This is a genomic window from Agrobacterium sp. NPDC090273 (genome assembly GCF_044772305.1).
In the GTDB taxonomy this organism is placed as follows: domain Bacteria; phylum Pseudomonadota; class Alphaproteobacteria; order Rhizobiales; family Rhizobiaceae; genus Agrobacterium.
In genome coordinates this window covers 38,941-53,657 of the sequence record NZ_JBIVYN010000003.1, presented here as the reverse complement: position 1 = coordinate 53,657, position 14,717 = coordinate 38,941, and the positions used below count along the sequence as shown (strand labels likewise).

Below are 14,717 nucleotides of genomic sequence, written 5' to 3'. Positions count from 1 at the left end.
GGCATCAAGCCGGCTCTTCCAATCTTATGCTGAGGCTGCGCAATTCAGCCGTATGCTCATGTTTCGTCCGGCCTTCACGCAGATCTTCCGCGCTCAACTGCTCCACCATCTCGCCATTCAGCATCACACCCACCTGCGGGCAAAGATGCGCGATAACCGCGAGATTGTGGCTGACGAGGATATAGGTGAGGTTTCTCGCCGCACGCAGATCCGACAGCAGGTTGAGGATTTCCGCCTGCACCGAAACGTCGAGCGCCGATGTTGGTTCATCGAGCAGCAGGACCTCGGGATCAGCGATCAGCGCACGGGCAATCGCGACACGCTGACGCTGGCCACCGGAAAGCTGGTGCGGAAAGCGGAAACGTACGGCCTGCGGCAAAGCCACGTCCGACAAGGCTTGCTGGATGCGCTTTTCGATATTGTCCATGCCGTGAACCAGCGGAAGCTCGCTCAGGATACGGTCAATGGTCTGGCGTGGATGCAACGAACCATAGGGGTCCTGGAACACCATCTGCACCTGCCGGAAAAATTCCGGCGTGCGCTTCAACGGTGCATCCTTGCCGCCGAAGGCGATACGACCTTCCCAGCTTTCATTCAGACCCGCCATGGCACGCAGGATCGTGGACTTGCCCGAACCGCTCTCACCGACGATGCCAAAGCTGCCGCCCTTTTCCACGGAAAAGGAAACGCCCTTGACCACTTCGCGGTCGCCGAACTTGATACGCAGATTTTCGACATCAATCATTGGCTGGACCACGCTGCATCACGGTTGAGAACGGGAAGACGCTCGCGCGGATGCGTCAGCGAGGGAATGCAGTTCAACAGACCCTTTGTGTAGGGATGTTCGGCCTTCAGAAGTTCCGAAGCCTTCAACTCTTCCATCACGCGGCCGGAATACATCACCGCAACACGGTCGCAAAAATGCGAGACGAGCGGCAGGTCATGGCTGATGAGGATGAGGCCCATGCCGCGTTCCGACACCAGTTCCTCGATCAGACGCAGAATTTCCGCCTGTACCGTGGCGTCGAGCGCACTGGTCGGCTCGTCGGCGATCAGAAGCTCCGGATCGGGCGCCAGCATCATGGCGATCATGACGCGCTGGCCCATGCCACCGGAGACTTCATGCGCGTAGGAACCAGCGACCTGACGCGGATTGCGGATCTTCACCTGATCCAGAAGCCCGATCGCCGCTTCCATCGCCGCACGCTTGCTGCCACCCTTATGGGTCCGCCAGGATTCAGCAACCTGCGTGCCGATCGTCTTGACCGGATTGAGCGAATATTTCGGGTCCTGCAGAATGAAGCCTGCGCGCTTGCCGCGGATCTGGCGCATCTGCTTTTCGCTGGCCGACAAAACGTCGATACCATCGAAGGAAAGCTTGTCCGCCTTGATATCGGCAATTGGTGGCAAAAGCTTCATCAGCGCCCGTGCCGTCAGACTCTTGCCGGAACCGGATTCACCGACGATACCAAGCTTTTCCGTGCCGAGTTTCATCGACACACCACGCACCGCCTCGAAGCGACTGGTGCGGGTCTGAAACGCGATTTTCAGGTTTTCAATTTCGACCAGCATGGCTCATTGTCCCTTCGGGTCGAGCACGTCGCGCAAGCCATCGCCAAGGAAGTTGAAGGCAAGCGAAACGAGGAAGATGGCAACACCCGGAATGGTGGCGACCCACCATTGCTCAAAGATAAAGCGCTTGGCGGTGGCAATCATCGCGCCCCACTCCGGAGACGGTGGCTGCGCACCCATGCCGAGGAAGCCAAGGCTGGCGGCCGTGATGATGATCGAACTCATGTCGAGCGTGATGCGCACGATCAGGCTCGGAACGCAGAGCGGCGCGATATGGCGGGCAATGATGCGCCAGGCCGAGGCACCGGTCAGGCGGTAGGCCGCAACGAAGTCGCTGCCGCGAACCGTCATGGTCTCGGCACGCGCCAGACGCGCATAGGGCGGCCAGGCGGTCAGTGCAATCGCCAGGATAGCGCTTTCGACACCGGGCTTCAGAGCGGCAACGAAAGCCAGCGCCAGGATGAGACGGGGGAACGCCAGAAAGACGTCCGTCACGCGCATCAGCACGGTATCGACGACACCGCCGAAATACCCAGCGATACAGCCGATCGCCAATCCGATCGGCGCCACGAGAACGACAACGGCGATAACCATGCCGAGCGTCACGCGACCGCCGTAAAGGATACGCGAGAGAATATCGCGCCCAAGCTCATCCGTACCGAACCAGTGTTCGGCGCTTGGGAACGCAAGGCGATTGCCGAGGCTCTGCGTCGCCGGATCGTAAGGTGCGAGCACCGGCGCAAGCAGCGACAGCACGATGAACAGCAGAATGATCGTCAGTCCGATCACCGCCAATGGATTGGATTTGAGGCTGAGCCAGATGCGATAGCGGTTTCCCCACGCCGCTTGGCGACGGGAATGCGGCGTCTCATCGAGTGCCCAGTTTCTGAAAGTAGCAAGCATCATCGAACGCGCGGGTCCATTACTCGGTAAAGTACGTCTGCGAGCAGGTTGAGGGCGACATAGATGAGGCCGATCAACAGGGTTGCCCCGACGACAGGGTTCATGTCTGCGTTCATAAGCGACACGGTGAGGTATTGGCCAAGCCCAGGCCAGCTGAACACGGTTTCGGTCACCACAGCGCCTTCGAGAAGGCCGGCATAGGTGAGCGCAAGAACCGTGATGAGCTGCACGGCAACCGTCGGGAAAGCATGTCCCCAGATGACCGTCAGAGCCGAAAGCCCCTTGGCGCGGGCGGTGATGACATATTCACCCTTCAGCGCATCGATCATGAAGGCGCGCGTCATGCGGGTGATATAGGCCATGCTGAAATAGGCAAGAATGCAGACCGGCTGCACCATATGGGCGATGGCGTCGTAGAAAGCATCCCAATCGCCAGCCAGCAACGTATCGACGCTGAGCAGCCCGGTAACCGGATCGATCATCCCGTCGAAAATGATGTCTTGCCGGCCAGGTCCCGGCGCAACGCCAAGCGTTGCGTAAAACACCAGCAGCGAGATCAGGGCCAGCATGAAGACCGGCACGGAGTGACCTGCCAGACAGACAACGCGGATGACCTGATCGGTCAGCTTGCCCTGACGGACGGCGGCCCAGACACCGAGCGGAATGCCGATCAGCGCCGCAATGATAAGCGCAGCCGTGGCGAGCTCGAAGGTGGCGGGGAACACGCGGGTGATATCCACCCAGACCGGGTTGCGGGTCAGAATGGAGTTGCCGAAATCGCCGTGCAGAACCTGCGAAACATAGTGGAAGAATTGGACGACCAGCGGCTGATCGAGGCCCATTTCGGCCCGGACCCGCACAATGACATCCTCGGGCGCGTTGTCGCCGACCGCTGCAATCACGGGATCGACGGGCATGACGCGCCCGATCATGAAGGTGATGACCATCAAACCGAACAGCGTCAGAATGACGCTGCTCAGTGTCGACGATATGCTTTTAACGCGCTTGTTCAATGTCACGCTTTCTTCGCATCGTGGTAGGAATTGCCCTCGGACAGAACGCCGAGTTCGAAACCGGAAACGCCCTTGCGGAAAGCTGCCGTCTTCGTTGTCTGGAAGATGAACACGAAGGGGCTGTTTTCCATGTGCTCACGCTGCAGGGCTTCGTAAAGCTCGACACGCTTTGCCGGATCCTTCTCGTCGCGGGCAGCTTCAGCCTTGGCGGCGAAATCGTCGTTCTTGAAGCGCGAACGCCACAGGAACGGCTTCGACTTGGCGTCGTCGGCATTGTTCTTGTTGATGTTGAAAACATCAGCATTGGAATGCGGATCGAAGTAGTCGGTACCCCAGGCAGACAGAGCCATCTGGTGCTCACGCGCACGCATCTTGGTCAGAACCTGACGGTTTTCAGCCGACTGCAGACGCACCTTGATGCCGATATCGGCGAGGTTTGCCTGGATGGCCTGCGCCAGATCCGGGTAAGGCTGCGCGGAATAGTGATCCATGCTGATCTCGAAACCATCGGCAAGACCGGCTTCCACCATCAGAGCCTTGGCCTTCTCGACATCGCGCTGGTACGGAACGTCGTTGACGGCGCCCGGGAAGCCCTTCGGCTCGAAGCTCTGGTGAACTTCATGTGTCAGCGGCACGATGTTTTCCTGCATGCCCTTGTAGTCCAGCGCCCACTTGATGGCCTGCCAGACCTGCGGCTTCGCAAGGTTTTCATTGCCCTGGTTCAGCGAAATCAGAACCAGCGATGCGATGCTCTTGCGCTCAAGCACGATGTTTTCATCGTTCTGAACGGTGCGAAGCTGCTCGGACGTCAGGTCGCGTGCAATATCGATATCACCCTTCTGCAGCATCAGAAGCTGCGAGGACGGGTCCGTCACGTGACGCAGGATGATGCGCTTGAGGTTGCCCTTGTACGGGCCATTTGGATTGAGCGTCAAAGCCACGCTCTCGCTCGGCTTCCAGGACTGCAGCATGAAATCGCCAGAACCGGCGCTGTTCTTCTGCAGCCAGCCATTGCCGAGGTCTTCGCCGTTGGCGTTCTCGAGCACAGCCTTCTTTTCGACGATCGCACCGATATTGGCCGACAGGCAGTACAGCAGGAAGGAGATTGCCGTCGGCTGGGCAGTCGTCAGCTTCACCGTCTTGGCGTCAGTGGCAACGATGGTGGTTTCGGCGTTGTCAGGCGTGAAACCAAACTGGCTGATGATGAAGGCCGGGCTTTTGTTCATCTTGATGGCGCGCTGCAGCGAGAACGCGACGTCCTCAGCTGTAACCTTTGCACCGCTGGAGAAGGTTGCCTCTTCACCGATCGTGAAGGTGAAGACCTTGCTGTCAGCATCGGCTTCCCACGCGCTTGCGATCACCGGATCGACCTTGGTGGAATCTTCACGGTTGGCGCGCACCAGCTTCTGGTACATGTTGCTGATGATTTCGCCACCAACGGCTTCGAAACCTTCATGCGGATCGAGGCTCGTCATGTTGTCCAGCTGCTGCGCGACAACGAGAATGTCCTTTGGCGTGTCAGCGAAGGACAGGCGGGCATAGGACAGGAATGGTACTGCAGCGCCAGCGATCAGCAGGTTGCGTCTAGAAATCATCAGAAAATCCCCTTTCGGACCTATTATCGAGAAAAAGATCGGAGCTTTGCCCCAATCCAGTCGTTATTTTTCTTTTTTTCGCGATTACCACGACGGATTGAGGCCACACCAATTCCAAATTTGGCAGGCCCTATGCAGGGATTGCATCTGCCCGCACCTTGAAATTTCGCCCGCGAAGGCAGACAACGCTGGCATCTCCACTTCCTTTGCTTCCGAAATTTTCCAAGGTGATGCGAACATGACAAGCGAAACGGCCGTTCCCGTATTCGACGGACATAACGATGTGCTGCTGAGATTGTGGCGCTCAGGCAATCCGTCGCCGGAGACGCTTCTGGTGGACGGTGATACCGTTGGCCATATCGATCTTCCGCGTGCCAAAAAGGGCGGTCTGGCCGGTGGCCTCTGCGCAATCTATGTTCCCTCGCCCAGCATGGAAAAAGATGCAAATGGCGATTTTCTCGCACCTGAGCAGGGCGACGCGCTTGCCGCGACACTCTCCATGGCGAGCCTCCTGTTCCGTGCCGAGAACAAGTCCAACGGCGCGCTGAAGGTCTGCCGGACTGCCGCAGATATTCGCGACGCCATGGCAACCGGTGCATTCGCATCGGTCTTCCATATCGAGGGCGCCGAAGCGATCGCCGGTGATCTGGATGCGCTCTACGTTCTGCACCAGGCTGGCCTGCGTACCCTTGGCCCGGTCTGGAGCCGCCCGAACATCTTCGCCTACGGCGTTCCGTTCCGCTTCCCTTCCACCCCGGATATTGGCCCTGGCCTGACGGAGACCGGCAAGCGGCTGATCAAGACCTGCAATGAACTGAAGATCATGGTCGACCTGTCGCACATGAACGAGCAGGGCTTCTGGGACATCGCAAAGATCACCGACGCACCACTCGTGGCATCCCATTCGAACGCCTATGCGCTGTGCAATCACAGCCGCAATCTCACCGACCGCCAACTCGACGCGATCCGCGAAACGGGCGGACTTGCCGGCATCAACTTCGGCGTTCTTTTCCTGCGTCAGGACGGTGTAAAAAACCCGGATACCGATCTTGGCGAACTGGTGCGCCATGTCGATTATATCGCCAACCGCATCGGTATCGATCACGTTGCACTTGGTTCGGATTTCGACGGCACGACAATCCCGGCCTCAATGAAGGACGCTGGCGATCTGCAACTGCTGGTCAAGGCGTTACGCAACAGTGGTTATGACGATGACGCCCTTGCCAAGATTTGCCACGGCAACTGGGTTCGCGTGCTGGAAAAAACCTGGAGCGCATAAGACGCCCGAGGTTAATCTCAATTGCTCCGGCGCAGATGCGGCGGAGACAAGGGCGGCAAGGCTCAGGCCTTTGCCGCTTTCTTTTTGCCCGTTGCGCGAAACGCGAGAAGGCCGCCAACCAGAGCGAACATCGCCCACTTGAGCGGCAATGCATCCGCCGTCTCGCTGCGGATCGGCAGGACGGTGACAGTGCCGGGGCTCGATTCATATCCGGTCTGCCCGCTGGCCTTTGCATCGGCAATCTGCTGTGGCGAAACAACCCATTCCGCTCCCCGCATCTTGTCGTACGTCATGAAACCACCGCCGGCGACAACGGCAACAACGAGTGAAATCACGATTCTTGTGGGCATGTTCATAAGCATCTCCTTCAACTGAAAGGAGCGTGTAGTCGCATCAAACAACACCACCAAGCAACCATCACGTTTAATTTTGCACAGTTTGGGACAATGGTAAAAAACGCGCATCTCCTGGTTGCTTTTTACCGTTCAATCTGGCGAAATCCTTTAAAAACCAAGCCCAAAGTACACATCGACAGTTTACGCGTTTCTGCTAATCACATTTCCCGAATGACACCGAAATGGCGACACAATCCTGTGGTTCGCCAGTCATCACATCGGCGCCGGCAAGCAGGGCAACATGGCAGACAAGAGCGAAGTAGCGCAGACCGAAACAGCGGAAGCAGAAGCTGAAGGCTTTTTTGCCAGACATCGCCCCTACATCACGGCAGCGGCAATTACGCTGATCTTCGTGATGATGACCGTCGCGATCTATCAGCTCACATCTGAGGTTCGCTATGACGACGTGATCGCGGCCTTGATGGGGACATCGATCACCTCGATCCTGCTGGCAATCCTCTTTACGGCGCTCAGTTTCCTGGCACTGATCTGGTATGATGCCAATGCCATTGAATATATTGGCAGAAAAGTTCCGTTCCATTCCATGGCAGCAACGGCCTTCGCCGCTTATGCCATTGGCAATACGGCAGGTTTCGGCCCCCTGAGTGGTGGGGCTATCCGCTTCCGCGCCTATTCGCGACTGGGCCTTTCCCCAGGTGAAATCGCCCGTGTCATTGCCTTCGTCACCCTCTCTTTCGGGCTTGGGCTGCTATCCGTCAGTGCCATTTCCACATTCATCGTCGCACCGCGAATTGCCGCCATCATCAATGTCGATGCTGCTGTGTTGCGCGCTGCGGCACTTGCCATCATCGCCATTCTGGTGCTTGGCGCCTATTTCGGCCGCAACGGCAAAGCCATTCGTTTGGGAAGCTGGCGCTTGCGCCTTCCAGACAGCCGCACCTCCTCACGCCAGTTCCTTGTCTCGGCCCTGGATATTGCAGCGTCGGCATCCGTTCTCTACGTGCTTTTGCCGGAAACCCACCTCGGTTGGCCGACATTTTTTGCGATCTACGCGACCGCAGTCGGTCTCGGCGTGCTCAGCCACGTTCCCGCGGGCCTTGGCGTTTTCGAGACCGTGATGGTTGCCGGTCTCGGCAATGCCATCAGTATTGATCAACTGCTGGGCAGTCTCGTCCTCTACCGTGTCATCTACCACGTCCTGCCGCTTGTCGTCGCCATTCTGGTGATGATCGCTTCCGAAATGAAGCAGTTCGCAGCCAGGCCGCTCGTCTCGGATATCGGCCAGCTTGCCGTCAGGCTCGCTCCGCCCTTGCTTTCCGCCTATGCAATGCTCCTCGGCGCGATGCTGATCTTCTCGAGTGTTACACCCACGCCGGACAGCAACCTTGATTTCCTTGCGAATTTCGTCCCCCTGCCGATCATCGAAGCCGCCCACTTCCTGACAAGCATCATGGGCCTCATCCTGGTCGTTTCATCGCGCGGCCTGGGTCAGCGCCTTGATGGAGCATGGTGGATTGCACTCGTAGCGGCTTCTGCCGCCCTCGTATTTTCACTTCTCAAGGCCATCGCCGTCTTCGAAGCGGCTTTCCTCGGCATCTTCATCGCGGCACTCGTCGCCAACATGCGCAGCTTCAACCGGCACGCATCGCTCATCAAACAGGCGCTGGGGCCAAGCTGGCTCGGCGCCATGACCGTGATCGTCGCCGGCGCAGCCACGATCCTGCTCTTTGTTTATCGCGATACTGACTACAGCCACGCATTGTGGTGGCAGTTCGAGTTCTCAGAGGAAGCACCGCGCGGATTGCGTGCCGTATTGGGTCTGGTTCTGGCCTCTTCCACCATCGCGATCTTCAGTCTCATGCGCCCGGTCCGCTACAAGCCGGATGCCATCCAGGCGGATGATATCGTCAAGGCGACCAGTATCGTCATGCAGCAGGACGAAGCGGATGCCAATCTGGTGCGCATGGGCGACAAGCACGTGATGTTTTCGGAGACCGGAAACGCTTTCATCATGTACGGCATTCAGGGCCGTTCATGGATTGCCTTTACCGACCCGGTCGGCGATGAAGAGGACTTTCCCGATCTCGTCTGGGAATTTGTCGAAGCTGCTCGCTCAGCCGGTGCACGCGCCGCCTTTTATCAGATTTCCCCATCGCTTCTGTCGCATTGCGCCGATGCGGGCTTGCGCGCCTTCAAGCTCGGGGAACTTGCTCTGGTCAACCTGACGACCTTCGAGTTGAAGGGTGGGAAGCTCGCCAATCTACGACAGTCGCTCAGCCGCGGCGCACGCGACGGGCTGAGTTTCGAGGTCATCGATCCGCCGCAGGTGCCGGATATTCTCGACGAACTGAAACAGGTTTCCGACGGATGGCTGACGCACCACAATACGCGTGAAAAGCGTTTCTCGCTTGGCGCTTTCGAACCCGACTACATTCTCTCGCAACCTGTCGCCGTGTTGCGAAAAGATGGAAAGATTACGGCCTTTGCCAACATCATGGTGACGGACACGAAGAAAGAGGCCACCATCGATCTCATGCGTTTTTCGGTCGACGCGCCGCGCGGCTCGATGGATTTCCTGTTCGTCAGTATCATGCAACATCTGCGCGAAGCCGGTTACGAAAGCTTCAACCTTGGCATGGCGCCCATGTCAGGCATGTCGAAGCGCGATATCGCACCGGTCTGGGACCGCATCGGCGGAACGCTGTTTGAGCACGGCGAGCGCTTTTACAACTTCAAGGGTCTGCGCGCCTTCAAATCCAAGTTTCACCCGAAGTGGGAACCACGCTATCTTGCTGTGCAAAATGGCGCCGATGCCGCGCTGGCACTGATGGACGTCACCGTTCTCATCAGTGGAGGGGTCAGAGGAGTGATTGGCAAATGAGAAAAACCATCCTGCTGAAATCGGCACTTGCAGCCGTTGCCCTTCTTTTCCCGAGCATGGCTTTTTCGCAGGACAAACCGGCTTATGAGACCGGAATGATCCCGGCCGATCACATCATGGTGCCCGATGGCGACATCCTTGCCAGCATCTTCCTGATCTCGGATGCCAATGGCTGGACCGACGCCGATGAGGCACGTGCCAAGGCGCTGGTCGAAAAAGGCGCAGCCGTGGTCGGTATCGACTTTCGCGACTATATCAAGGCGCTCGAAGCCGACGAAGACGAATGCATCTACATGATCTCGGATATCGAATCCTTGTCTCAGCAGATCCAGCGCACGGCTGGCACAAGCAGCTACAAGCTTCCGATTGTAACGGGGATCGGCGAAGGCGGAACGCTCGCGCTGGCAATGATTGCCCAAAGCCCGCCTTCGACCGTTCGTGAAGCAATCGCCGTCGATCCCAAAGCAGGTCTGCCGCTCCAGAAAATCCTCTGCACACCGGCGAGCAAAGACAAGGTCGGCAATGAGACCGTTTACGGCCTGACCGATGGCGCTCTGCCTGCCCCTGTCAGCGTATCCTTTACGCCAGAAGCGGACCAGAAGGGTCGCGACCATGTCAACGGCCTGTTGAAGTCGCATCCTGATATCGACGTCGAGGATGTAACCGACAAGGCCGCCGACGTGTTGGCGCAATCCCTGTCCGATGAGATCGACGCCGCGGGCGATTCCGGCTCGCCGCTTGGCCTGCCGATCACCGTGCTGGAAACCAAACCCGTGATGGATACGATGGCGATCATCTATTCCGGCGACGGTGGCTGGCGCGACCTGGACGAGGAAGTGGGCGGCGCATTGCAGAAGGAAGGCGTTCCCGTCATCGGCGTCGATTCACTGCGCTATTTCTGGAAGGAAAAGAAACCGGAAGAGATCGCCAGCGATCTCGGCCGCATCATCGATACCTACCGCAAGGAATGGAAGGTGCGGAATGTGCTGCTGATCGGTTACTCTTTCGGCGCGGATATCCTGCCAGCAACCTTTAATCTGCTACCGGATCGCGACAAGTCGCACGTCGTGCAGCTAACCCTGATGGGCCTTTCCGACGAAGTCGATTTCGAGATTTCGGTCGGGGGATGGCTTGGCATGTCCGGTGAGGGCAAAGGCGGCAAGACCGTCGACGATATCGCCAAGATCGACCCGAAACTTGTTCAATGCATCTACGGAACCGAAGAAGAGGAAGATGACCCCTGCCCTCGCCTGAAAGCGCAGGGCGTTGAAACCCTCGGCATCGAGGGCGGACATCACTTCGACGAGGATTACGAGGCGCTTGCCAGGCGCATCCTCACCGCGCTCAAGACGCGGTTGCCGAAGTGACGATGTGGACAGTCGGCGGCAAGACTACGCGAACAGGCCGTCTGACACGACGAAACCGCTTTTCTGCAGATCGCTGAGTGTCGTATCAAGGAACTGTATCGAGCCGCCGTCCGGCGTTGCGACAAAGAGTTCGTTCGCCGAAACCACCGTCACTGCGGCCAGCAAAGCAGCCTTGGATGCAAAAAGGTCGCTGCTGAACACAAGCGTATCGTCGGCGCGCAACTGATCCACGATATCGGCGCCGTGGCCGCTGCTGAACCAGAAGGCATCTGCCCCTGCCCCACCTTTCATACGGTCGTTGCCAGTTCCGCCATAGAGCACGTCGTTGCCTTCATTGCCCTCCATCGTATCGTTGCCAGCACCACCAACAAGCACGTCATCACCCAGCCTGCCCTTGATGACGTCGTTACCGCCTCGTCCTTCGATGATATCGTTGCCTGCCAGGCCGGAAATCGTTTCGTTTGCGTCGGTACCCACGATGGTCGGCGTACCATATCCGGGCCCGCTGCTGGCCGGAGCCCCTTTGACTGTCAGGGCCAAAGTTGCCGTCGCCGTCGCACCCTGGCTGTCACGGATCGTGTACTGGAAATTATCCGTCAGACTGGAGCTTTCAGAAAGGCCGGCAACCGAAGGGTTGCTTTCGTCCACATCGTAACTCCAGCTTCCATCCGCTTTGAGAACAAGCGTTCCAAAACTGCCGGTTATTGTAGTCCCTGCTACCGTGACGTTGACGGCGGCGCCAGTGCCGCTGGCAGACAGAACGGACAATGTATCGCCGGTATCGACGTCACTATCGTTGCCAAGTACCGTTCCAGTCGCATTGGTCGCACCAGCGGTGGCCATGGCCGCATCGTCAGCGGCAACGGGCGCATGGTTGGTTCCCTTGATCGTGAACACCAGATTGGCCGTCGATTGCAGCCCGGTTTCATCACGAATGGTGTAACTGAAGGTTTCGGTCAGGGTGGAGCTACCCGAAAGTCCTGAAACCGCCGGATTGGATGCATTCGGGACGTAGCTATAGCTTCCGTCGGGATCGATGACCAACAGGCCATAGGTACCTGTCAACTGTGTATCGTTCTCGGTGACGATAACACTCGACGAACCATGCACCACCCGTGTCACAGCCATGAAATCGCCGGTATCAGGATCTGAATCGTTGGTAACGACGTTGCCACTGGCGCTGGCATTGGCGGCCACCGTGCCGCTGTCATTGATGGCTACTGGCGCATCGTTGCTGCCAGCAATCGTAACCGTCAGGCTCGCCTTGGCCGTACCACCGCGACCATCCGAGATGGTATATTCGAAGCTCTCGACCAGATTGTCGAAATAGAGTGCGTTGACGACCGGGTTGGTCGCAGATGGCGTAAAGCTATATGCACCGTTCGCCGCAATCGTCAGCGCACCATAATTGGTCTGAATGGTTTGCGCTGAGCCGAGGGAATAGGTGACGCCCTTGACCACGATCGAGGCAACCGACAGGACATCCCCATCACTGTCCTGATCATTGGTCAGGAGATTACCCGACGCCGTGTTGCCCGGGCCGTCTTCCGCAACCGTTTTGAGGTCACCGGTCGCAGTTGGCGCGGTATTGGCAGGCCCGGACGGAGCCGAGGGTGTGACAATGAATTGCGCTGCCTTCACGCTCGAAGCCGTAACCGCGCTCAGGGTCGCAACCGTCGCAAAGGCACCGGGACCAGCAGCACCGTCCACATCAACCTCGACAAGCGTGTCGGCACCCGACTGCGTGACGCGAATGTAGCCCGACGCAAAGGCATTTGCGCCGGTCGTGCCCGTAGGCATTGCCAGAATACCGGAAAGATCGAAGAAGTCGTCGGATCGAAAGTCGGAAACGATGTCGCCCATCTCGCTCATGCTGTTGATGACGAAGGTATCCGTACCCGCGCCACCTTTCAGCGTATCGACGCCGGCGCCGCCAATCAGCCGATCGTTGCCCTCATTGCCCTCCAGATAGTCATTCCCATCGCCACCGATCAGAATATCGTCTCCGGTGAGCCCCTTGATCGTGTCGTTCCCCCCAAGACCTGCAATGACGTCAGCGCCCGCGGTACCACGTAGCGTATCGGCTCCCGCCGTTCCGCTGATCGTCGGCTCGGGTTCGCCGCCGGTAGACGAGGCGCGAATGGAAACCGTCAACGATGCGGAAGACTGGAGACCAGCAGCATCACGGACGGTATAAGTGAAGACCTCCGACAAAGAAGCGGAGCCGGAAAGTGCCGCAACCGCGGGGTTGCTCTGATTTGGTTGGTAGACCCAGCTTCCATCGCTTTTCAGGATCAGTGATCCATAGCTCCCGACAAAGGTTGTTCCGCTGGCCGTTACACTCTGCGTCGTGCCTCCCGTCGCGTTGGCGGATAGCACCGAAAGGGCATCGCCCACATCCGGATCAAGATCATTGGTCAGCAGATTTCCGTTGCCCGAAACGGTTTTGACAACCGAGGCCGTGTCGGCAACTGCCGTCGGAGCGTCGTTCAAACCGGTGATCTTCACCGTAACGACAGCGCTTGCTGTGCCGCCGCGTCCGTCCGAAATGCGATAGGACAGAGTATCTTCGGCTGTCTGCCCCGCGCCAATCGCATTGGTGGCAGCCAATGTCGGGTCCACCTTGTAATAATAGCTGCCGTTCGGGCTTATGTAAAACGTGCCGTATTTGCTGGCCACGGCAGTTTCCGTCATCTGAATGGCCGTTGCCTTGGACCCGTAAGTCGCCTGCGTTACCTGCAGGGCATCTCCGTCCACATCGCTGTCATTGGCGAGCAGATTGAAGGTACTGCTTACCGTTGTCCGGTTTTCCGTAACGGTGATGTGGCTGTCGGCGACAGCAACCGGCGCTGTATCGCCAGGCTCCATCACCTCATCCGGGTCTGGTGAGGGACGTGGCCCGGAAATGGTACCAGTGAGCCCCTCCGTGTAAGCGATGTAATTTGCGAGGCGGCCGCCGACCACTTCGTAGGATTCGTTATCGGTATGGACCTGATCCTTCAGCGGCAGATCCTCGGTAATCGAACCGATATAGATGTCGTCGCGACTGGCCGCGATTTCGCGCTGCGCCTCCCGCACGATATCCTGCCCGCCGTTCCAGCGGGCGTCCGAGCCGGTATAGGCGGTGTCGGCGACTTCTTGTATGAACACGGGTGCCGAAGGATCGGTCTGCGCGCGGATATAGTCCAGCACCTCAACCGTCGCATCCTTGTAGGTCTCGACGTCGCTCGTACCGTCCATGATGCGCTTGGCATCAGCCTCTCCCTGTGCCCAGACGATTTTCAATTCTACCGTATAACCTTGCGCCTCCAGCGCGGCGATCGAAGCATTGATCCCCTGTATCGCGGCGACAGCGAGCGATCCGGGTGTATTCGTGTCAGGATACCACCAAAGAAGGTCTGACCCAGGTGCGTCAGAGGCATTACCATCGACGCCACTTGCCCCCTTGGCGAAATCCTGCACGACCACGTTATTGGCAGTCGCAAATTTTGACGACGTTCCCGTACCCTGGATCACTGTTTTCAGTGTCGATGCCGAAGCCCCACCGGAACCAAGATAGGACGACAGGTCGGCAGCAAGGACCGAAGCACCGGAATCGTTGTCCCCATAAAGGTTGAACATGTTGTCGGCATTCGATTGACCCATGAATGCGATAAACTGAATGACTGCCATGGTCCCCTCCGGGCAAACGCCTTTTCGTTAAACTGACTGACTTGTCTGGTACCGGTCGGAACTGATGTCTCCAGTCCCG

The 14,717-nt window shown here is 58.2% G+C and carries 10 protein-coding genes; 3 read left to right on the top strand and 7 right to left on the bottom strand.

What is annotated here, in order from left to right; all coding sequences use genetic code 11:
- Positions 1–4: 4 nt before the first annotated feature.
- The 5 genes from ACIQT8_RS09505 to ACIQT8_RS09485 are packed head-to-tail and all read right to left on the bottom strand — an operon-like array spanning position 5 to position 5,083.
- Complete coding sequence (locus tag ACIQT8_RS09505) at positions 5–745, bottom strand: ABC transporter ATP-binding protein (RefSeq protein ID WP_138791346.1); 741 nt, start codon at positions 743–745, stop codon at positions 5–7.
- On the bottom strand, positions 742–1,572 hold the full coding sequence (locus ACIQT8_RS09500; RefSeq protein WP_400964889.1) for an ABC transporter ATP-binding protein: 831 nt from the start codon (positions 1,570–1,572) through the stop codon (positions 742–744). The genes ACIQT8_RS09505 and ACIQT8_RS09500 overlap by 4 nt, the downstream gene beginning before the upstream one ends.
- Before the next feature lie 3 nt (positions 1,573–1,575).
- Entirely contained in the window at positions 1,576–2,478 is a 903-nt protein-coding gene (nikC, locus tag ACIQT8_RS09495) for a nickel transporter permease (protein ID WP_400964888.1), read from the bottom strand.
- Positions 2,475–3,488 carry an ABC transporter permease gene (locus ACIQT8_RS09490; protein ID WP_400965391.1) on the bottom strand — a complete coding sequence of 338 codons (1,014 nt, stop codon included), beginning with the start codon at positions 3,486–3,488 and terminating at the stop codon, positions 2,475–2,477. The genes nikC and ACIQT8_RS09490 overlap by 4 nt, the downstream gene beginning before the upstream one ends.
- Positions 3,489–3,490: 2 nt before the next feature.
- Complete coding sequence (locus ACIQT8_RS09485; RefSeq protein ID WP_400964887.1) at positions 3,491–5,083, bottom strand: ABC transporter substrate-binding protein; 1,593 nt, start codon at positions 5,081–5,083, stop codon at positions 3,491–3,493.
- A 238-nt stretch (positions 5,084–5,321) separates the two neighbouring features.
- Between ACIQT8_RS09485 and ACIQT8_RS09480 the strand changes: the two genes are divergently transcribed.
- Positions 5,322–6,362: a dipeptidase gene (locus ACIQT8_RS09480; protein ID WP_400964886.1), complete on the top strand. Its 1,041-nt coding sequence runs from the start codon at positions 5,322–5,324 to the stop codon at positions 6,360–6,362.
- A gap of 62 nt (positions 6,363–6,424) precedes the next feature.
- Here ACIQT8_RS09480 and ACIQT8_RS09475 read toward each other — a convergent pair whose 3' ends face one another.
- The gene (locus ACIQT8_RS09475; protein ID WP_138791352.1) at positions 6,425–6,718 is read right to left on the bottom strand and encodes a hypothetical protein; all 294 of its coding nucleotides are present in this window, start codon (positions 6,716–6,718) and stop codon (positions 6,425–6,427) included.
- Positions 6,719–6,998: 280 nt separating this feature from the next.
- Here ACIQT8_RS09475 and mprF point away from each other — a divergent pair, with 280 nt between their 5' ends.
- Both mprF and ACIQT8_RS09465 read left to right on the top strand, forming a co-directional pair.
- Positions 6,999–9,599 (top strand): bifunctional lysylphosphatidylglycerol flippase/synthetase MprF, encoded by a 2,601-nt coding sequence (mprF, locus tag ACIQT8_RS09470; protein WP_400964885.1) that lies wholly within the window; start codon positions 6,999–7,001, stop codon positions 9,597–9,599.
- Positions 9,596–10,966: a virulence factor family protein gene (locus tag ACIQT8_RS09465; RefSeq protein WP_400964884.1), complete on the top strand. Its 1,371-nt coding sequence runs from the start codon at positions 9,596–9,598 to the stop codon at positions 10,964–10,966. The genes mprF and ACIQT8_RS09465 overlap by 4 nt, the downstream gene beginning before the upstream one ends.
- Before the next feature lie 24 nt (positions 10,967–10,990).
- Here ACIQT8_RS09465 and ACIQT8_RS09460 read toward each other — a convergent pair whose 3' ends face one another.
- Positions 10,991–14,638, bottom strand: a complete 3,648-nt coding sequence (locus tag ACIQT8_RS09460) for an Ig-like domain-containing protein (RefSeq protein WP_400964883.1) — start codon at positions 14,636–14,638, stop codon at positions 10,991–10,993.
- Positions 14,639–14,717: the final 79 nt, after the last annotated feature.